The following is a 19600-nucleotide window of genomic DNA, read 5'->3' as shown; positions in this document are numbered from 1 at the left end:
GGTCCGTCCACGGCGGTGGACGGACCGGCGGACCGGTTGCCCGGCCCACTCCCCGAGAGAGAGCACGGTGCAGCAGATGGCACTCCTGAAGCGCGGCCGGCGGTCCGCCCCCGGCTCCTCCGCCTCGACCTCCACCGGCGCCGCCGAATCCCCCGAATCCCCCGACTCCCCCAACTCGCCCGACTCGCCCGACTCCCCCGACTCTCCGGAGCAGGGCCGGGGGCCGGTCCGACGCCCCGCCCGCAGACCCACGCCCTGGTACATCGGCCTGCCGGTGACCCTGGCCGCGATTCTCGCGGTGTTCCTCGCCGGGGCGCACCTGGGCCTGTTCCCCTCGATCCCCAACCCCTTCGAACGCCGGACGGTCGACCGCAGCCAGCCCGTCCTGCTGCGCTCCATCCAGGACATGAAGCGGTTCACCGGCGCCCAGGGCAGCTTCCAGATCGTCGTCGACCTCGACCACGAGGCCGCCTTCCTGCCGTCCGCGCTGCTCGGCAACCGCACCCTGTACGTGGCGGCCGGCACGGTGGACGCCTCCGTCGACCTCGGCGCCCTCGACAAGGGCGCAGTGACCGTCTCGGAGGACCGCCGCACCGCCACCGTGGTCGTCCCGCACGCCCAACTCGCCCCGGCCGCCCTGGACGTCCGGCGCTCGTACGTCTATCTCCAGCAGCGCGGGTTCTTCGACCGGATCGGCGACTTCTTCAGCGGCAACCCCGGCAACCAACAGCAGGTCGAGGTGCTCGCGACCCAGAAGATCGAGCAGGCCGCCAAGGACACCGAGCTCACCCGACGCGCCGAGGAGAGCACCCGCTCGATGTTGGAGGGGTTGCTGCGCTCCGCCGGCTTCACCACGGTGACCGTCACCACGGCCCCGTGACCCGACCACCACCGGCCCGGCCGGGGCGCCCGCGGCCCACCCGCCCGGGTGCCCCGGTCGCGGCGTCCCTCCCGGCACCGACCCCCTGGGCCGGATCAGCCGCCGCCCGCCAGGTCCGCCAGCACCTCCCGGGCGGCCCGCGCGCCCGACGCGAGCGCGCCCTGGACCGACCCCGTCGCCCGGTGGTCCCCGCAGACGTACCGGCCCGGCGCGACCCGCGCGGACCGGGTGAGCGGATGCGGCGCCGGCATGGCGGGCAGCGCGACGGGGATCCGGTACTCCGCCACCGGCTCCCAGTGCGCCGTGTCGACGCCGTAGAGCTCGGCCAGCCTCGCCCGGACCTCGCTCTCCGCCGCGTCCGTACCGAGGACCGAGGTCGACACCAGCGCCCGCCCGTCGGACGACAGCCCCGGCACCACCTCGGTCAGCACCACCGAGTTCAGCAGCCGGCGGTCGGAGTCGACCAGGAGCGTCGGCTCGCCCAGCGGGCTGCGCGAGGCCGCGTGGTAGAAGGTGGTCACCGCGCGGACGGGCCCGACCGCCAGCCCCGGGAGCAGTCCGGCCGCCTCGTGCGGGCCGGTGGCGACCACCACGGCCCGCCCCGCCACCTCGGTACCGTCCTGGAGCACCACCCCGTCGTCGGTGAGCGCCGCCACCGGGGCGTCGAGCCGCAGCGCCCCCGGCGGCAGACCGGCGGCCAACTGCTCGGGCACCGCCCCGATCCCGGCCGAGGGGAGGCAGAGCGTACCGCGCAGCATGCTGCGCCAGTAGAGGTGGAACACCCGGCTGGAGGTCTCCAGCGCGTCCTCCAGGAAGACGCCCGCGAGGAAGGGCCGCAGCACCGCGTCGACCGTACGGTCCGAGATGCCGCCGGCCCGCAGCGCCCGCGCGGTCGGCACGTCCCGGCCCCGGCGCAGCAGCGCGGCGGGCAGCAGCAGGTCGCGGGCGGCGAGCAGGCCGAGCGCGACGGTGTCGGGCAGTGGCGCGAGCCGGCCCGGCCGCAGGTCACCCGCCAGATCGGGCCGACGGGTCGGATCGGCGAACCGGTGGCGGCCGCGCGAGCCCGCCAGGACGAAACCCGGCGTGAACGGCCGCAGGCGCAGCTCGCGCAACCGGACGCGCCGCCGCACCTGCGGGTACGAGGTGTTGAACACCTGGAAGCCGCGGTCCAGGCGGAACCCGTCGACCACGTCGGTCCGCATCCTGCCGCCGACCCCGTCCGAGGACTCCAGGACCAGGACCCGCGGCCCGGCCGAGGCCGCGTCGAGCGCACAGGCCAGACCGGCCGCCCCCGCCCCGACGACGATGACGTCCACTGCCCCGCTCGCTCCCACCGGTCCTCCACTCGTCGCCCACAGGGGTGCCGCACAGGGTTGCCAGTCTCGTCCGCCGCCACCGGCCCGCGGGCGCGACGCGCTCGGCGGCCGGCGACGGATGCGGCCACGGGCCGCGTCGGTCGGACCGGAGGGCCGGCCCGGGCGCCGGCCCGGTCGGACCTCCGGTCACAGGCTCGCGAGCAGACCGGCGAGCGGGGCGGGAACGCGGGCGAAGTCGACGGCCTCCGCCAGGAGACGGCCGTAGCGGATCTTGCGGCCCTTCTTCGTCCCGAGGAAGCGCCGGAGCTGGCGCTGCGGCTCCTCGCCCCGGTGGGCGGGTTGGCGCACGAAGGTCCGCCAGGCCGGGTGGTCGCCCTCGGCGCCGACGATCTCCTCGACCCGCGGCACGCCCAGCGCGCGGATGAGTTCGTCCTCCAAGTCCGCCGCGCACACGAAGAATCCGTCGTCCGGCGCGCCGGCCCGCCGGAGAGCGCGGTCGTAGTAGCCCTGCTCGCCCTCGTCGCACAGACCGACCAGGCGCAGGCCCAGCCCGGGCGGCCCGAGGAGCTCCGCGTAGCGGCCGACGTTCATGGCTCCCCCCATGGGGACGACGCACACCCCCTCGGCGGACAGGTCCCGGCCGTGGCGCGCGGCCAGCGTCTCGACGGCCTCCACGTCGCTCGGCCCCTCCAGCAGGACCGCCGTCCGCACGCCCAGCCGCAGGGCCAACTCCTCGGCCGACCCGTCGGGGCCGCCCGCCGCCCGGCCGATGACCGCCTCCCGGAACGCTCGCATGTCCGTCACGGGGCGATTGTGCTCCTGCCCGGGCGATCGGGCACGGGGTTTTCCGGCGCCTGCCCCGGCGGCGGACCGGGGCTACGCCACCCGCGCCGGAAGTCGCGCCGCCGGGCCCGGGGCGTCGTCGGGCGGGCCCGGGGCGTCGTCGGGCGGGCCCGGCCGGGCGGAGCCGACCTCTTACCGAAGCATGACGCGGCGCCCGTCCTCGCCTTCCGCGCCGTCGTCGGCCGGTAGCGTCGCCGGTCATGAGGATTCTTGTCACCGGCGGTGCCGGGTTCATCGGTTCGGCCGTGGTGCGGGCGGCGACGGCGGCCGGGCACGCGGTCCGTGTCCTGGACGCGCTGCTCCCGGCGGTCCACCCCTCGGGCGCGGTGCCCGAGCTGCCGGCCGGCGTCGAGTTCCGGCGCGGCGACGTCCGGGACGTGACGGCGGTGGAGCGGGCCCTGACGGGTGTGGACGCGGTCTGCCACCAGGCGGCGATGGTCGGTCTCGGCCTCGACCTCGACGACGCGCCCGCGTACGTCGGCTGCAACGACCTCGGCACGGCGGTCCTGCTGTCCGCGATGGCGCGCGGCGGGGTGCGGGAACTGGTGCTGGCCGGGTCGATGGTGGTCTACGGGGAGGGCCGGTACGTCTGCCCGGCGCACGGCGCCGTGGCACCCGGGCCGCGGCGCCACGAGGATCTCGACGCCGGCCGGTTCGAACCGCCCTGCCCGGTGTGCGGCGCCGCGCTGCGGCCCGGCACGGTCACGGAGGACGCGCCGGGCGACCCCCGCAACGTGTACGCCGCCACCAAACTCGCCCAGGAGCACCTGGCCGCCGCCTGGGCCCGCGCCTGCGGCGGGTCCGTCCTGGCGCTGCGTTACCACAACGTCTACGGCCCGGGCATGCCGCGCGACACCCCGTACGCCGGGGTCGCCTCGCTGTTCCGGTCCGCGCTCGCCCGGGGCGAGGCTCCCCGGGTGTTCGAGGACGGCGGCCAGCGCCGCGACTTCGTCCACGTCGACGATGTCGCGGCGGCGAACCTCGCCGCGCTGGCGGACGTCGGCGGGCGGCCGCCGGGCACCACCCGGGCGTACAACGTCGGCAGCGGGGAGGTCCGCACGGTCGGCGAGATGGCCCGGGCGCTGGCCGAGGCCTTCGGCGGGCCGGCGTCGGTGGTGACCGGACAGTACCGGCTCGGGGACGTCCGGCACATCACCGCCGACTCCTCGCGGCTCCGTGCCGAACTGGGGTGGCGGGCGCGGGTGCCGTTCCGGGCGGGGATGGCCGAGTTCGCCGCCGCGCCGCTGCGGGTCTGAGCTACCCGCGCGCCGCCGGGAGCGCGATCTCGAAGCAGCAGCCCCCGGTGACGTTGTGCACCCGGGCGCGACCGGCGTGCGCCTCGACGATGCCCCGGACGATGGCCAGGCCCAGCCCGGCCCCGCTGTCCCCGACCCCGCTCTCGCCGGGCCCGTTGTCCACCGCCTCGTCGGGATCTCGGCGCGGGGTGCGGGCGGAGCTGCCGCGCCAGCCGGTCTCGAACACCCGGGCGAGGTCCTGCTCCGGGATGCCGCCGCAGCCGTCGGTGACCGAGAGCACCACCTCGTCCACCTCGCGACGGGCCGAGACGGCGACCACGCCGTCCTCGGGCGTCGAGCGGATCGCGTTGACCAGGAGGTTGCCGAGCACCCGGGTGATCTCCCGGCTGTCCACCTCGACCGGCTCGGCGGCGACCTGACCGCCCTCCAAGCGGACGCCGCGCTGCCGGGCCAGTGGATGGGCGCCGGCCAGGGCGTCGTCGACCAGGTCGTAGACGGAGACCCGGGACAGCGAGAGGGACAGCGCACCGGCCTGGATCCGGGAGAGCTCGAAGAGGTCGTCGACCATCCCGGTGAGGCGCTCGACCTCGGCGCGGATCCGTCTCAGGTAGTGCTCCGGCCGGTCGGCGACCCCGTCCTCCAGTGCCTCGGCCATCGCGCGCAGCCCGGCCAGCGGGGTGCGCAGATCGTGGGAGATCCAGGCGATCAGCTCGCGCCGCGAGGCGTCCAGTGCCCGGGTGCGGGCCCGGGACTCGGCGAGCCGGGCGCTGGTGGCCGCGAGTTCCCCGCTGAGCTGGGCCAGTTCGAGCGCGAGTGGATGGTCCGGCGCGGTGAAGCCGGTGTCGCTCCCGACGGTCCGGGCGGCCGCCGTCAGCGCCCGGCTGCCGGCCACCGCCTGGCGCCCGAGCAGCGCGGCCGTGAGCAGCGAGACCACGGAGGCCATGCCGAGCACGGTTATCACCACACCGAGGTCGTGGCCGGACAGGAACATCGCCTGGGCCACGGCGAACGTCCCGGAGGTGACCGCGAGAACGGTGACGACGGCGACGCAGAAGAGCGAGAGCGCCATCGAGCGACGGCGCAGCAGTCGCACGGCCACCCAGCCGAGCAGGCCGGCACCGGTGGCGCCGAGCCCGGCGAACAGGGCGATCAGCAGCAGGTCCTTCATGCCGGGCCGTCCGTCTCGTCCGTCGCGTCCGTCACGGGGTCGTAGCGGTAGCCGACGCCCCAGACCGTGGTGACCAGCGTCGGTGCGGCGGGGTCGTCCTCGATCTTCTCCCGCAGTCGGCGGACGTGGACGGTGACGGTGGACAGGTCGCCGAACTCCCAGCCCCAGACCCGCTGCATCAGCTCCTGCCGGGCGAAGACCGTCCGGGGGTGCCGGAGGAGGAACGCGAGCAGGTCGAACTCCCGCAGTGTGAGCGTGAGTTCGCGCGCGCCGCGGTGGGCCCGGCGGGCCTGCGGGTCGAGCCTGATGTCGCCCGAGGCCAGCGGCACCGGCTGCGCGGCCGCCGGAGCGGCGGCGCGGGAGCGGCGCAGGACGGACTGGACGCGCAGGACGAGTTCCCGCGGGCTGAACGGCTTGGTGACGTAGTCGTCGGCGCCCAGTTCCAGGCCCAGGACACGGTCGGCCTCGTCACCCTTGGCGGTGAGCATGACCACGGGCAGGTCCGCGCCGTCCTCGGTGGCGCGCAGTCGGCGCAGGACCTCCAGACCGTCGATCCCGGGCAGCATGAGGTCCAGGACCACCAGGTCGGGGCGGTGGGCGCGGGCCAGGGCGAGGCCCTGGTCACCGTCGCAGGCCCGGTCGACCCGGTGCCCGGACCGGGTGAGGTAGCCGGCGACGACCTCGCCCACGGTCAGGTCGTCGTCGACCACCAGGATGCGGGCGGGGTCCGGCGGGCCGGCGGAAGCGGGGCTCTGGTTCACCTCGCCGAGGATACGAGCAGCGCCCGGGGCCGGGGGCCCGGCCGGGGCGCACGTTCGCGTTCCGTAAGATCGCGGCCCCGGGCGGGACGGCGCGGCAAAGAGGCGGCGGGCCGGGACGGCCGGGCGGGCCCGCGCGATCCGCCGTAGGACTTCCGTAAGGGCGCGGTTCGGCCGCCACCGGGCCGGCCGCCGCTAGCGTGACCGGCGTGATCCCTCCCCTCCCCCCACGGCCACCCGCCGATGTGATCCTGCCCTGTCTCGACGAGGCCGAGGCCCTGCCCTGGGTCCTGGGGCGCGTCCCCCCGGGCTGGCGGGCGATCGTCGTCGACAACGGCTCCCGCGACGGCTCCGCCGAGCTGGCGCGCTCGCTGGGCGCGACGGTCGTCGAGGAGCCGCGACGCGGGTTCGGCGCCGCCTGCCACGCAGGCCTCCTCGCCGCCACCGCCGAGCTCGTCTGCTTCATGGACTGCGACGGCTCACTCGACCCGGCCCAGCTGCCGCGTGTCACCACCCCGGTCGCCTCCGGCGCGGCGGACCTGGTGCTCGGCCGGCGCCGCCCGTCGGCCGCCGGGGCCTGGCCGCCGCACGCCCGGCTGGCCAATGCCGTCCTGGCCCGCCGGCTGCGGGCGAGGACGGGGGCGCCGCTGCACGACCTCGGGCCGATGCGCGCCGCCCGCCGTGAGCGGCTGCTGGCGCTGGGCCTGGGCGACCGTCGCTCCGGCTACCCCCTGGAGATGGTGCTCGCCGTGTCGGCCGCCGGGATGCGGATCGCCGAGACCTCCGTCGACTACCTGCCGCGCAGTGGTCGCTCCAAGGTCACCGGCACCCTGCGCGGCACCCGGCAGGCCGTCCGGGACATGCGGGCCGTCCTGGCCGCGCCGCCCCCGACGCTGCTGGTGATCGCCAAGTCACCCGTCCCCGGGCGGGTGAAGACCCGTCTCACCCCGCCCTGCACGCCCGAGCAGGCGGCGGCGCTGGCCGAGGCCGCCCTCGCGGACACCCTCGACACCCTCGGCCGGGTACCGGCCGGCCGTCGGCTGCTGGTCCTGGACGGCGAGCCCGGCCCCTGGCTGCCGCCCGGGTGGCAGGTCGTGCCGCAGTCGGGCGGCGGACTGGACGCACGGCTCGCGGCCGCGTTCGCGCACGCCGCCCGGATCGCCCCGGACGCGCCCGCCCTGCTGGTCGGGATGGACACGCCGCAGCTGGACCCGGCCGTCCTGGCGGAGCCCCTGTCGCCCGCCCACCGCCCGGGCGTCGACGCCTGGTTCGGCCCGGCCGGGGACGGCGGGTTCTGGGCCCTCGGACTGGCCGGGCCCACCGCGCGGCTGGCCGACCGGCTGCTCCTGGGCCTGCCGATGTCCACCGCCGGGACCGGGCAGGCCCTGCTCGACCGGCTGGCCGCGGAGCGGCTGACGGTCCGCCGTCTCCCGGTCCTGACCGACGTGGACACCTTTCGCGACGCCCTCCAGGTGGCCGCCGAGGCCCCGGGCGGCCGGTTCGCGGCCCGGCTGCGCGCGATCGGGGTCGCCCCGGAGATGACGGCGTGAGCGTCGCCGCCGCCCCCTGGGTGGACGACCCGTTCGCCGAGGCCGTCCGCGCCGGGCGGGGGCCGCTGTGGCTGCGCCGCGAGGATGGCCGGCGCATCCCGCTCGACATCGACCGCTGGTGCGCGCCGGCCGCCGGGGCCGATCACGGCCTGCTGCTGCGCCTCACCCGGCTGAGCGCACCGGTGGTGGACCTCGGCTGCGGCCCCGGCCGGCTCGTCGCGGCTCTGCTGGGCCTGGGCGTACCGGCGCTCGGTGTCGACATCACCGACGCGGCGGTGGCCCGGACCCGGAGCCTGGGCGGGCCGGCCCTGTGCCGGTCGGTGTTCGACCGGCTGCCCGGGGAGGGCCGGTGGGGTGGCGCGCTCCTCGCCGACGGCAACCTCGGCATCGGCGGCGACCCGGGCCTCCTGCTCGCCCGAAGCGCCGAACTCCTCGCTCCCGGAGGTGTGTTGCTGGTGGAGGTGGACCCGCGGGAGATCGACGAGCGGAGCACCGTCCGGGTCGAGGGACCGCACGGGCGGCTCGGGCCGTCGTTCGCCTGGGCCCGCTGCGGCGCGGCGGCCACCGCCCGTCGGGCCGGCCGCGTCGGGTTCGTCGAGACGGACCGCTGGTCCTCCCACGGCCGCCGCTTCCTCGCCTTCGAACGGGCGGTCGGAACGCGCTGACGCGTTCCGCTCCGCAACGGCCGCTCCCCCGGGCGGATCCCCTACCGGCCCGGTCCGCGCCCCTCACCGGGCCGGGCCGGGCCGCCGCCCGGCCGTCAGTTCCCGCCGCCCACCGCCACGGCCACCCGGCCGGCGCGGCGCTGCCGCAGCAGCGGGACCAGCAGCACGACGCACAGCGCCGCCCCGTAGGCGATCCGCTGCGCGTCCTGGCCTCCCGTCAGGTAGAGCGCCTGCCCCGCCGCCGGGACGGCCAGCCACTCCCACCGGCCGTCGAGTGCGACCAGCGCCACCACCAGCAGCCCGTACCAGGGGTAGGCCGGCGCCACCAGCAGCAGCGCCGAGCCCGTCACCAGGAGCGCGCCGGCCCACGGCCGGTGCCGGTCGCCCCGGCGCAGCACCCGGACCACCACGGCCCCGAGGACGAGTGCCGCCCCCCAGGGCGCGAGACCGTCCGGAAGCACCAGGCGCAGCAGCCCGAACCGGTCGAGGTGCCCCTGCTCGTAGCCCTCCTCCTTCAGGTAGCCCGGCAGGTAGCCCAGCACCGAGGTGCCCGAGGCCAGCACGTACGGGAGGTAGGCGAGGGCGAAGGCCCCTACGGCGGACCCGACGAGCAGCAGGTCGTCGCGGGTCGGCCGACGGAGCGAGAGGCCGGACAGCGCACCGGTGAGGGCGAGGGCCGGCAGCAGCTTGGTCGCGACCGCGCCGCCCAGCAGGAGTCCGCCGCGGACCGGCCGTCCGCGCGCCGCGCAGCCGAGCCCGGCGACCGTCAGCAGGGCGCCGAGCGTGTCCACGTGCGCGTCGTTGACCGCCCACACCGTCACCCCCGGGAACCACCCCAACAGCGCGGCCCGCCGTCGCTCCCGCCCCACGGCGAGCAGCAGACCGGTGGTCGCCACCGCCAGCACCGCCCCGCCGACCTGCACCCCGCGGACGCCGCCGCCGAGCGGGTGGACCGCGAGGAACCACACCTGCGCCACCGGCGGGTAGATGGTGTGCACGGCGGGCCGGTTGATCCGGGTGCAGTCCCCCGCCGAGGTGCGCCGCTCGTCCCAGCCCGTGCACCCGTCGCCCACCGGGAAGAGGCCGGGATCGCGCAGCCGCGCCAGCGCCGGATCGTCCGGGGTGTGCGCGTAGGGCGAGATCCCGGCGGCCTGGACCCGCCCGTCCCACACGTAGCGGTAGGCGTCGTCGCTGGTGCGCGGCGGCGCCAGCAGCCCGACGGCGGCCACCGCGACGCTGCCGGCCAGGACCAGCGGCACGACCTGCCGGTCGGGCACCTCGCGCAGCAGCAGCACCGCGACGGCGAAGAGGGCCGTGTCGAGGACGTACCAGGCGGGGAGCGGGAGGGCGCCGGCCCCGGCGACGGTCAGCGCGAGGGCGGCGACGAGGGCGGCGAGGGCGGACAGGCAGGGCAGCACGGTACGGGGGGTCACAGCGGCCACCCTCCCACCGGCCCGGGCGGGCGGGCCCGGTGACGAGGCCGCCGTTCGGATTCCGTAAGCACGTCGTAGCGCCGCCGGAGCACGCCGGGGCGCTTCGATGAGCGGGTGGAATCCGAACCCGCCGACTCCGGCACCCCGCCCCGCCGCCGCTACGACCCCCCGCTGCCGGCTCCCCCGGCATTCCTGCGGCGAGGACCGTTCCGGGCCGGGGCGTTCAGCTCACCGCTCCACGAGCCCCGGACGGTGGTCGCCGTCGGCCGCTGGCTGGGCGCGGCCCTGCTGGTCTGCTTCCTGACCGGACTGACCAGCCATCTGCTCCAGGATCCGCCCGGCTGGTCGGCCGGGCACCTCCCCACCCGGCCGGTGAACGGCTACCGGGTCACCCAAGGGCTGCACGTGATCAGCGGTCTGGCCGCGATCCCGCTGGCCGGCGCGAAGCTGTGGGCGGTCTACCCGCGGCTGTTCGAGTGGCCGCCGGCGCGCAGCGTGTCGCACGCCCTGGAGCGGCTCGGCATCGCCGTGCTGGTCGCCGCCCTGCTGCTGGAGTTGTTCACCGGGCTGCTGAACACCCTGCAGTGGTACCCGTGGCCGTTCCCGTTCCGGCAGACCCACTTCTGGCTGGGCTGGCTGGCGACCGGTGGCCTGCTGGTCCATCTCGCCGTCAAGGCGCCGCTCATCGCCGCGCACTGGTGGCGCCGGGCCGTCCCGGCCCTCTCCCAGCGTCGCGCCTTCCTCGCCGCCACCACCGCGGCGGCCGGCGCCGTCACCCTCGTCACCGCCGGCCAGACCGTGCCCTGGCTGCGGTCCCTGGACCTGCTCGCCCCGCGCCGCCCCGACCTCGGCCCGCAGGGCCTGCCGGTGAACCGCACGGCCGCCCAGGCCGGGACGGTCACGGTGGCCGCCGACTGGCGGCTGCGGGTCGACGGACCCAGCCCGTACCGGCTCAGCCTCGCCGAGCTCGGCGAACTGCCCCAGTACGAGGTGGAGTTGCCCATCTCGTGCGTGGAGGGCTGGAGCGCCACCGCCCGGTGGACCGGGGTCCGGGTGATCGACCTGGTGCGCCGGGCCGGTGCCCCGGCGGGCTCGGCCGTGCGGGTCACCTCGCTGGAGGCCGCGGGGCCGTACCGGGTGATGGAGATGCCCGCTCCGTACGTCGAGGATCCGCTCAGCCTGCTCGCCCTGCGGGTCGACGGCCAGGTGCTGGCCGCCGACCACGGGTTCCCCGCCCGGATCATCGCGCCGAACCGGCCGGGCGTCCTGCAGACCAAGTGGGTCGAGCGGATCGAGGTGATCGTATGACCGGGATCCGCGCCACCCTGCTGACGGCCGGGCTCGCCCTGATCGGCTACGGCCTCTACGGGATGCTCGGCGACCCCTACCTCACCGATCCCTCGGAGGTCCTGGTCTGGGCGGTCGGGGGGCTGGTGATCCACGACGGGCTGTGGGTGCCGCTGGTGTGCCTGCTGGGCGCGTCGCTGGTGCGCGGGCCGGTGCTGCGCGGCTGGCTGGTCGTCGCGGCGGCCGTCACGGCCGTCGGTCTGCCGGCCGTGCTGCGCGCCGGCGAGGACCACGGCAACCCGTCGTTGCTTCCGCTGCCGTACCTGCGCAACTGGCTGCTGGTGCTCGCCGCCACCGCCGGGCTCGCGCTGCTGGTCGCGTTCGCCGGGCGGTGGCGGCGCCGGGGGTGGGCCGTCAGGCGCCGGGCACCCCGGGAAGACCGGTCGTGAGACCGTCCAGGGCGTGCGGGCAGGGGCACTCCCGCACGACCGGCAGCGCCTCCAGCGCCTTGAACAGCACGGTCCGCAGCCGTTCGACGTTGCCGGCGAAGACCTTCAGCACCTCGGTGTGCGTGACGCCCGCACCGGCCTCCACCCCCGCGTCGAGATCGGTGACGAGGGCCAACGAGGTGTAGCAGAGTCCGAGTTCGCGGGCGAGGACGGCCTCCGGGTGCCCCGTCATCCCGACCACCGACCAACCGTTGGCGGTGAACCAGCGGGACTCGGCGCGGGTGGAGAACCGCGGGCCCTCGATCACCACCAGCGTGCCGCCGTCGACCGGCTCCCAGGCGGCCTCCCGGGCGGCCCCCAGCGCCACCTGCCGACCCGCCGGGCAGTACGGGTCCGCCATCGACACGTGCACCACCTCCGGCACGGTGCCGTCCGGCAGCGGCAGACCGTCGTAGAACGTCTGGGTCCGCCCGGAGGTCCGGTCCACGAACTGGTCGGGGACGAGCAGCGTGCCCGGCCCGTACTCCGACCGGAGCCCGCCGACCGCGCACGGCGCCACCACCTGGCGCACCCCCAGGCTGTGCAGCGCCCAGAGGTTCGCGCGGTAGTTGATCCGATGCGGCGGGATCCGGTGCCCGCGCCCGTGCCGGGGCAGGAACGCGATCCGGCGGCCGGCCGCCTCCCCCACGACCACCGCGTCGCTCGGCTCGCCGTACGGCGTCTCCAGCCGCACCTCGACCACGTCGTCCAGCAGCTCGTAGAGCCCGGAGCCGCCGATGACACCAATCTCGGCCCGGGGAAGCTCGTTCTGATCGACCATCACGGATACACCTTTCTCGCCCGACTGTGCCGCCACTGTAGGAGCCCGCACCGGGGGAACCCACGCGGCACGTCCTTACGGTGCGCGAACGGCGCGTGCACCGGACGGGATGCGGTCCACCGCCGCTCCGGGCCGGTGCCCGTGGCAGGCCGACCCGTTCCGGGCCGGCCGGCGGCGCCGACGGGGCGGGAACCGGACGGAAGTTCGGCCCCGCGCACCCATTGATAGGAAACTTTACTTTCTACTACGCTGTCAGCCGGCGGCTTGGCGCGGCGCCCGCACCCGACGGGGCGTGACGCGCTCAGCGAGAGCTCTGACCCGGCCGCCGCGGTGGTGCGGTCACCGCTTGGCCGGTGGGCTCGTCCGTTGTGCGCGCCGGTGTCCAGCTCTCGCCGTCTTCTCTAGGTCAGGGAGTCCAGGGATGCGTCTTGGTGTCTCGGCAAGGCCTGTTCGTATCGGTGTGTTCGCCGCCGTGCTCGCGTTGCTCGGCGGTCTGGTGCTCGGTTGGTCCGAGCGGGCGGGGGCGGCGGCCGATCCGCTGCTCTCGCAGGGGAAGGCCGCCACGGCCTCGTCCACGGAGGGGTCCGGCTACGCGGCCGGGAAGGCGTTCGACGGGAACGCCGGCACCCGGTGGGCGAGCACGGAGGGCAAGGACCCGCAGTGGCTGCGGGTGGACCTCGGCGCGAACGCCGGGGTCTCGCGGGTGAAGCTCACCTGGGAGGCCGCCTACGCGAAGGCGTACCGGCTGGAGGTCTCCGCGGACGGGGTGACCTGGACGACGGTGGCGGAGGAGAAGGCCGGGAACGGCGGGACGGACGACTGGACGGGGCTGGCCGGCAAGGGCCGCTACGTCCGGCTGTACGGCACGGCGCGCGGGACGGCCTACGGGTACTCGCTGTTCGAGATGGAGGTCTACGGCGTGCTGGACGGCGGACCGCCGCCCGGCGGCGCGTTCACCGTGGTGGCGGCGGGTGACATCGCCGCCCAGTGCACCGCCTCGGACAGCGCCTGCGCCCACCCCAAGACCGCCGCGATCGCCCAGCAGATCGGCCCGCGCTTCTACCTGACGATGGGTGACAACCAGTACGACGACGCCCGGTTGTCGGACTTCCGGGACTACTACGACAAGAGCTGGGGCGCGTTCAAGGCGAAGACCCACCCGGTGCCGGGCAACCACGAGACCTACGACCCGGCCGGGCCGCTGGTGGGGTACAAGTCGTACTTCGGCAGCATCGCCTACCCGCAGGGCAAGAGCTGGTACAGCTTCGACGAGGGCAACTGGCACTTCGTCGCGCTGGACTCCAACGCCTTCGACCAGAGCGCCCAGATCGACTGGCTGAAGGCCGACCTGGCGGCCAACGCGAAGAAGTGCGTCGCCGCCTACTGGCACCACCCGCTGTACTCCTCGGGCGGACACGGCAACGACCCGGTCTCCCGGCCGGTGTGGAAGATCCTCTACGGCGCCAAGGCCGACCTGGTACTGAACGGGCACGACCACCACTACGAGCGGTTCGCCCCGCAGGACCCGGACGGCAAGGCCACCGCGGACGGGATCGTCGAGATCGTCGGCGGGATGGGCGGCGCCGAGCCGTACCCGATCGAGCAGGTCCAGCCGAACAGCCAGAAGCGGATCAGCGGTGAGTACGGCGTACTGAAGCTGGACTTCACCGACTCCGGGTACGGCTGGAGCTACGTCGGCACCGACGGCCAGGTCAAGGACAGCAGCCCGAAGTACAGCTGCCACTGATGATGTACCTGGCCACCACCGGCCGCCGGCCGGACGCGCCGCCCCTCCCCGCGGGGGCGGGGCGGCGCGTCCCCGGCACGGTCGTCGCGCTCGGCGCGGTCAGCCTGGTCACCGACGTCTCCTCGGAGATGGTCACCGCCGTGCTGCCGCTCTACCTGGTCCTGGGGCTCGGACTCTCCCCCCTCCAATTCGGCTTCCTCGACGGCCTGTTCAACGGCGCCACGGCACTGGTCCGACTGCTCGGCGGCCGGCTCGCCGACCGGGGCGGCGGCCGGCACCGGACGGTCGCCGGGGTCGGCTACCTCCTCTCGGCGCTCTCCCGGCTCGGGCTGCTGCTGGCCGGCGGGGCGGCCGGCGGGATCGCCGCCGCGCTGGCCGCCGACCGGCTCGGCAAGGGCCTGCGAACGGCCCCGCGGGACGCGCTGATCTCGCTCAGCGCCCCACCGGAGGCGCTCGGCCGGGCGTTCGGCGTGCACCGCGCGATGGACACCACGGGAGCGCTGCTGGGGCCGCTGGTGGCGTTCGCGGTGCTGTGGGCGACGGCGGACGCGTACGACGCGGTGTTCGTGGTCAGCTTCGCCACCGGGCTGCTCGGGGTGCTGGTGCTGGTGCTGTTCGTCCCGGCCGGGGCGGCGGCGCCCGGCCGGACCGCGGCGCCGAAGCCGGCCCGGCGCAGGAGCGGGGCGCTCGGCGATCCGGCCTTCCGGCGGGTCGTCACGGCCGCCGCGCTGCTGGGGGCGGCGACGATCGGCGACTCCTTCCTCTACCTGCTGCTCCAGCGCGGCCTGGACCTGCCGGCCGTGCTCTTCCCGCTGCTGCCGCTCGGCGCGGCGGCCTGCTACCTGCTCCTGGCCGTCCCCGTGGGCCGGCTCGCGGACCGGACCGGGCGGCGCACGCCGTTCCTCTGCGGCCACGGCGCCCTGCTCGCCGCCTACCTCACCCTGACGGCCGCGCCGAGTTGGGCGACGGCCGTACTCACCCTGGTACTCCTGGGGGTCTTCTACGCCGCCACGGACGGCGTACTGATGGCGCTCGCCGGGCCGGTGCTGCCGCCGGACGGCCGGGCGGGCGGACTCGCGGTGCTGCAGACCGGCCAGGCGCTGGCCCGGCTGGTCGGCGCGGCCGGGTTCGGCGCGGCCTGGACGTGGTGGGGGCCGCGCCCGGCCCTGACGGTGGCCGCGGTCGCGCTGGCCGCCGCGCTCGCCGCCGCATGGCGGATCCTGCCGGGACGGGAGGTCTCATGAAGGCGCGTTGGACGATCCTGGTCGTCGCCGTCCTGGTGCTGCTGGGCGGTTCGCTCGGGTACGTGCTGCACGCCGGACAGCGCGGCGACGGGCACCGGCTCGTCGCCGCGGAGAGTTCGTTCACCCTGGACGAGCCCGGGATCTACTACCGGGACACCGCCACCGGGCGGGTCGCCCGCAGCCAGGGGGCACCGGACGGACCGTCCTGCGCCCGGTTCTACGCCGCCGGGGACCGCGCCCTGTGCCTGCGGGTGCTGCCCGGCGTCCCGGCCCGCACCCAGGCGGTGGTCTACGACCGGCGGTTCACCGAGCTCCAGACCGTGACGGTGCCCGGCATCCCGAACCGGGCCCGGGTGTCGGCCTCCGGACAGCTGCTCTCCTGGACCACGTTCGCGGTGGGGGACTCGTACGCCGTCAGCGGCTTCTCCACCCGGACGTCCGTCCTGGACCTGCGCACCGGCTACCTGGTCAAGTCGATCGAGTCCATCCCGCTGACCGTCGGCGACACCCGCCACCACGCCGCCGACGTCAACTACTGGGGCGTCACCTTCGCCGCCGACGACAACCGCTTCTACGCGACCGTCTCGACCGGCGGCCGGACCCACCTCGTCGAGGGGGACCTCCGGGCCTGGTCGGCCCGGACCCTGCGGGAGAACGTCGAGTGCCCCTCGCTCTCGCCGGACGGCACCCGGATCGCCTTCAAGAAGAAGGTCTCGGCCGACCCGGCCGCGCCCTGGCGGCTGCACGTCCTGGACCTGGCCGACCTGCGCGAGCACCCGCTGGCCGAGTCCCGCAGCGTGGACGACCAGGCGGCCTGGCTCGACGGGGGCACCCTCGGCTACGCGCTGCCCGGCCGGGACGGCAAGGGCACCGACATCTGGACCGTCCCGGCGGACGGCGGCGGGGAGCCCCGGCTGCTGGTGCCCGGCGGCTCCTCGCCGGTGGCGGTGACGGCGGCGAGCTGACTCCGAGGCGACGGGCCTCGTCGACGCGCGGACCTTCCACGAGATCGGCGACGACAGCACCCTGCGGACCACCAAGGACTTCCGGTCCGGAGCCGGCGGCGAACCCCTCCGACCCGGGGCGGGCCCGGGCTCCGCCCGACCCCTCGGGCGGGCGGAGCCGGCCGGACGGCCCGCGCGCCGGGAGCCCCGGCCGGTCACACCTTGTCGGCGACCTCGTGGTCGGCCTGCGCGGAGATGTGGGCCTTGGCCGCCCGGGCCGCCGCATCGGCGTCACGGCGGCGGAGCGCGCCGATGATCTCCTCGTGCTCGGCGATCACCTGCGCCCAGTTGTCCGAGTCGACCGGCACCGCGATCCGGTGCCGGCGCACGGTGAGGAGCAGTTGGTCCGTCAGTTCCGCCAACACGCGGTAGCCGGCGGCCTCGGCCAGGATCCGGTGGAAGTCGGAGTTGAGCTCCGGGAGCTTCTGGAAGGAGCGCGTGCCCAGCCGCCCCCGCATCTGCTGCTGGACCGCGTCCAGTTCGGCCAGCTGGGCATCGGTGACACGGTCCGCGGCCAGGGCGGCGACCAATCCCTCGATCGCCTCGCGGGCCAGGAACACCCCGCGCATCTCGGCGACGTCCACCTCGGCGACGGTCACCCCGGAGTGGACCCGGGACGCCACCAGACCTTCCGCCTCCAGCCGCTTCACGGCCTCGCGGATCGGGATCTTGCTCACGCCCAGATTGCGGGCGAGCTCGTCCATGTTGATGCGCTCGCCCGGCTTGAGGTCGCCGTCGGCGATGGCAGCGCGCAGGCTGTCGTAGACGAGGTCAGCCTTGCTCTTCACCGCGGGCAGCCGGGCCCAGTTCGCCTGTGTCACCCGTTCATCGTATGCGATATTCCCCCGGAAGCGAAGGCGCGCGGCGAGCCGCGGGCGCCCGGCGAGGGCGGCGGCGACCCTCGGAGTCCGTCGCCGCGGGCCACGGTAGGCGATGGAGGGCGACCGCACCAGCGGTGCCACCGAACCTCCTCCGGCGAATCCCCCCCGAACCCGCCCGACCCCGGAGAACCACCCGGCTCCGCCGGACACACCGTGATCTTCCCGTCAGGGGTGACGGCGGATCGGTGCCCCCGGCACACCGAACCCGGCGGGGTGCGACGCGCCGGGATCCCCGATCCGATGGCGCGCTCAGACCTACGGACGGTCTCGCGAAGAACACGAAACGGCAACGCACTCTGGCGTTCATTTCGTATATCGCATACGTTACGCGTCAGGTCGGTACGTGACAGTGGCGTTTCGCCGCCCGGGACGCCGAACCGGCCCGCAGTCCTTGCCCCCGCACGTACCGGGGCGGCCGGCCCGGCCGCAGCCCGTCGCACAAGGAGACCCACCCATGGCACCACTCCGCCGTAGACTCGTCGCCGCCGTCTCGCTGGCGTCCGCCCTCGCTCTCGCCGCCTCGGCCTGCTCCTCCGCCGCCGGCGGGTCCTCCGAGTCCGCCGGGCCGACCACCGTCACGTTCTGGTCGATGCCCTACTGGATCGGCCAGGACACCAAGGTCAAGGCGCTGGTGGAGGAGTTCAACGCCTCCCAGGACAAGGTGAAGGTCGAGCTCACCCTGCTGGAGTGGAAGGACGGCCGCGACAAGATCAAGCAGGCCATCGCCGCCGGCAAGGGCCCCGACGTCTGGCTGATGAACAACGGCCTCGAACTCGACTACCTCAAGTCCGGCGCGCTCGCCCCGCTCGACAAGCTCGGCTACACCGCCGCCGACACCGGCACGTTCCTCCCCCTCGCCAAGGTCGACGAGTACGACGGCAAGATGTACGGCGCCCCGCTCTACTTCGACGTCGACGTGATGCTCTACCGCACCGACATCCTCCAGCAGTACGGGTTCACCGCCCCGCCCAGGACCTGGGAGGAGCTGAAGACCACCGCCGCCGCCATCACCACCAAGTCCGCGGAGGCCGGCAAGAAGGTCAGCGGCTGGCAGTTCAAGGGCATGGACGACCACCTCAACGCCATCAACTCCACCTGGGAGAGCTTCCTCTGCCAGGCCGGCGGCTCCCTCACCTCGCCCGACTTCAAGACCTCCACCCAGAACACCGAGGCCGGGCGCACCGCGATGGACTACATGAAGTCCTTCTACACCGAGAAGATCTCGCCCACCGGGACCAGCGCCCTCAACGGCTTCATCAGCGGTGACGTGGCGATGTTCCCGTTCTTCCAGTCCGTCGTCGCGAACGTCCAGGCCGGTGGCGAGAAGGTCGCCGGCAAGTGGGCCATCGCGCCGATGCCGGCCGGCCCGAAGAGCGGCTGCTCGATGGTCGGCGGCCACAGCCTGGTCGCCGGCTCCGCGAGCAAGAACCTCGCCGGCGCGGGGGTGTTCATGCGCTGGCTGGCCTCACCCGAGCGCAGCGCCCAGTACATGGACTTCCGCGCGATCTTCCCCTACGACCTGGACAAGGTCGCCCCGGCGGTGAAGGCCACCGTGGAGGGCAAGGTCAAGGCCGACCCCAACTGGGACGCCATCTTCGAGCAGCTCGGCCGCAACACCCCCGACCTGCTGCTCCAGGACCGCCACGCCTTCCAGGCCCGCTGGGACGCCCAGAAGGCCAACATCGTGGCCGGCGTCAACGGCCAGGCACCCGTCGACAAGGCGCTGAAGACCATCGACGAGGCGGTCGGCCAGGCCCTCGGCAAGGAGTGACGGAAAGCCGATGACGACCACGACCGAACTCCCCCCGCACCATCCCCCCGGCGGCGGCCCCGCCGCCGGGGGCGGCCCGAGCCGGGCGGCGAAGACCCCGAGGCCAAGACGGTGGCGTTCCCGTGGTGCCCTGGCCGGTTGGCTGTCCGTGGCACCCGCCCTCCTGATCATCCTCGGGTTCACCTTCTACCCGATGGTCCAGTCGATGCTCCTCAGCACCGACCACTGGAACCTCCTGGGCCCACGCACCTTCGTCGGCACCGAGAACTACCGCACCGTCCTCGGCGCCGGCACCTTCCGCCAAAGCCTCCTCAACACCGCCGTCTTCACCGCCCTCACCCTCACCGGCACCTACACCCTCGCCCTCGCCACCGCCATCGCCGCCAACCGCGAACTCACCTCCGCCCGCCTCGTGCGCACCATCACCGTCCTGCCCGCCGTCATCCCCATGGTCGTCGCCGGCCTCGTCTGGAAATGGCTCTACGAACCCGACCACGGCCTCATCAACACCCTGATCGCCCTGTTCGG

The 19600-nt window shown here is 75.1% G+C and carries 18 protein-coding genes and 1 pseudogene; 12 read left to right on the top strand and 7 right to left on the bottom strand.

Annotated elements, in window-relative coordinates; translation table 11 throughout:
• The first annotated feature begins 76 nt into the window (after positions 1-76).
• A complete protein-coding gene (locus tag ACFXHB_RS40490; RefSeq protein WP_380581443.1) occupies positions 77-880 on the top strand; it encodes a DUF4230 domain-containing protein in 804 nt (267 codons plus the stop codon).
• Positions 881-975: 95 nt separating this feature from the next.
• Here the strand turns inward: ACFXHB_RS40490 and ACFXHB_RS40485 are convergent, their stop codons facing one another.
• On the bottom strand, positions 976-2196 hold the full coding sequence (locus tag ACFXHB_RS40485; protein ID WP_380581441.1) for an NAD(P)/FAD-dependent oxidoreductase: 1221 nt from the start codon (positions 2194-2196) through the stop codon (positions 976-978).
• 186 nt (positions 2197-2382) lie between these two features.
• Complete coding sequence (locus ACFXHB_RS40480) at positions 2383-3000, bottom strand: TOPRIM nucleotidyl transferase/hydrolase domain-containing protein (RefSeq protein WP_380581439.1); 618 nt, start codon at positions 2998-3000, stop codon at positions 2383-2385.
• A 239-nt stretch (positions 3001-3239) separates the two neighbouring features.
• On the opposite strand from ACFXHB_RS40480, the gene ACFXHB_RS40475 reads away from it, so the two are divergent.
• On the top strand, positions 3240-4295 hold the full coding sequence (locus ACFXHB_RS40475) for an NAD-dependent epimerase/dehydratase family protein (RefSeq protein WP_380581437.1): 1056 nt from the start codon (positions 3240-3242) through the stop codon (positions 4293-4295).
• 1 nt (position 4296) lies between these two features.
• Here ACFXHB_RS40475 and ACFXHB_RS40470 read toward each other — a convergent pair whose 3' ends face one another.
• On the bottom strand, positions 4297-5463 hold the full coding sequence (locus ACFXHB_RS40470; RefSeq protein ID WP_380581435.1) for a sensor histidine kinase: 1167 nt from the start codon (positions 5461-5463) through the stop codon (positions 4297-4299).
• The gene (locus ACFXHB_RS40465; RefSeq protein ID WP_380581433.1) at positions 5460-6224 is read right to left on the bottom strand and encodes a response regulator transcription factor; all 765 of its coding nucleotides are present in this window, start codon (positions 6222-6224) and stop codon (positions 5460-5462) included. Before ACFXHB_RS40465 ends, ACFXHB_RS40470 begins: the two co-directional genes overlap by 4 nt.
• A gap of 197 nt (positions 6225-6421) precedes the next feature.
• Between ACFXHB_RS40465 and ACFXHB_RS40460 the strand changes: the two are divergent.
• The 3 genes and pseudogenes from ACFXHB_RS40460 to ACFXHB_RS40450 form a co-directional block, all read left to right on the top strand.
• Positions 6422-7144: pseudogene (locus ACFXHB_RS40460) on the top strand (glycosyltransferase family 2 protein); the annotation flags it as partial.
• Positions 7121-7771 (top strand): DUF2064 domain-containing protein, encoded by a 651-nt coding sequence (locus tag ACFXHB_RS40455; RefSeq protein ID WP_380581447.1) that lies wholly within the window; start codon positions 7121-7123, stop codon positions 7769-7771. The pseudogene ACFXHB_RS40460 and the gene ACFXHB_RS40455, both read left to right, overlap by 24 nt.
• A complete protein-coding gene (locus tag ACFXHB_RS40450) occupies positions 7768-8436 on the top strand; it encodes an SAM-dependent methyltransferase (RefSeq protein WP_380581431.1) in 669 nt (222 codons plus the stop codon). The genes ACFXHB_RS40455 and ACFXHB_RS40450 overlap by 4 nt, the downstream gene beginning before the upstream one ends.
• A 95-nt stretch (positions 8437-8531) precedes the next feature.
• On the opposite strand, the gene ACFXHB_RS40445 is transcribed toward ACFXHB_RS40450, so the two are convergent.
• Positions 8532-9869, bottom strand: a complete 1338-nt coding sequence (locus ACFXHB_RS40445; RefSeq protein ID WP_380581429.1) for a glycosyltransferase 87 family protein — start codon at positions 9867-9869, stop codon at positions 8532-8534.
• Positions 9870-9983: 114 nt separating this feature from the next.
• Between ACFXHB_RS40445 and ACFXHB_RS40440 the strand changes: the two genes are divergently transcribed.
• Both ACFXHB_RS40440 and ACFXHB_RS40435 read left to right on the top strand, forming a co-directional pair.
• Positions 9984-11177 (top strand): molybdopterin-dependent oxidoreductase, encoded by a 1194-nt coding sequence (locus ACFXHB_RS40440; protein ID WP_380581427.1) that lies wholly within the window; start codon positions 9984-9986, stop codon positions 11175-11177.
• Entirely contained in the window at positions 11174-11605 is a 432-nt protein-coding gene (locus tag ACFXHB_RS40435) for a hypothetical protein (RefSeq protein WP_380581425.1), read from the top strand. The genes ACFXHB_RS40440 and ACFXHB_RS40435 overlap by 4 nt, the downstream gene beginning before the upstream one ends.
• Here the strand turns inward: ACFXHB_RS40435 and ACFXHB_RS40430 are convergent.
• Positions 11571-12425 carry an S-methyl-5'-thioadenosine phosphorylase gene (locus tag ACFXHB_RS40430; RefSeq protein WP_380581423.1) on the bottom strand — a complete coding sequence of 285 codons (855 nt, stop codon included), beginning with the start codon at positions 12423-12425 and terminating at the stop codon, positions 11571-11573. The two genes, ACFXHB_RS40435 and ACFXHB_RS40430, sit on opposite strands and share 35 nt — an antisense overlap.
• A 421-nt stretch (positions 12426-12846) precedes the next feature.
• Between ACFXHB_RS40430 and ACFXHB_RS40425 the strand changes: the two genes are divergently transcribed.
• Genes ACFXHB_RS40425 through ACFXHB_RS40415 form a run of 3 tightly spaced genes read left to right on the top strand, consistent with a single transcriptional unit; the run spans position 12847 to position 16381 of the window.
• Entirely contained in the window at positions 12847-14172 is a 1326-nt protein-coding gene (locus ACFXHB_RS40425; RefSeq protein WP_380581421.1) for a discoidin domain-containing protein, read from the top strand.
• A gap of 2 nt (positions 14173-14174) precedes the next feature.
• Positions 14175-15416 (top strand): MFS transporter, encoded by a 1242-nt coding sequence (locus tag ACFXHB_RS40420; RefSeq protein WP_380581445.1) that lies wholly within the window; start codon positions 14175-14177, stop codon positions 15414-15416.
• A complete protein-coding gene (locus ACFXHB_RS40415) occupies positions 15413-16381 on the top strand; it encodes a TolB family protein (RefSeq protein ID WP_380581419.1) in 969 nt (322 codons plus the stop codon). The genes ACFXHB_RS40420 and ACFXHB_RS40415 overlap by 4 nt, the downstream gene beginning before the upstream one ends.
• Before the next feature lie 194 nt (positions 16382-16575).
• Here the strand turns inward: ACFXHB_RS40415 and ACFXHB_RS40410 are convergent, their stop codons facing one another.
• Complete coding sequence (locus ACFXHB_RS40410; RefSeq protein WP_380581417.1) at positions 16576-17241, bottom strand: GntR family transcriptional regulator; 666 nt, start codon at positions 17239-17241, stop codon at positions 16576-16578.
• A gap of 514 nt (positions 17242-17755) precedes the next feature.
• Between ACFXHB_RS40410 and ACFXHB_RS40405 the strand changes: the two genes are divergently transcribed.
• Together ACFXHB_RS40405 and ACFXHB_RS40400 are read left to right on the top strand one after the other, a co-directional pair.
• Positions 17756-19072: an ABC transporter substrate-binding protein gene (locus tag ACFXHB_RS40405; RefSeq protein WP_380581415.1), complete on the top strand. Its 1317-nt coding sequence runs from the start codon at positions 17756-17758 to the stop codon at positions 19070-19072.
• A gap of 148 nt (positions 19073-19220) precedes the next feature.
• Positions 19221-19600, top strand: a 380-nt coding sequence (locus tag ACFXHB_RS40400) for a carbohydrate ABC transporter permease (RefSeq protein ID WP_380581413.1), incomplete at its 3' end; no start/stop codon positions are given.

The organism is Kitasatospora sp. NPDC059327, assembly GCF_042752535.1.
In the GTDB taxonomy this organism is placed as follows: Bacteria; Actinomycetota; Actinomycetes; order Streptomycetales; family Streptomycetaceae; genus Kitasatospora.
The sequence above is the reverse complement of the archived record's forward strand: the minus strand, read 5'-3'. Positions and strand labels throughout refer to the sequence as shown.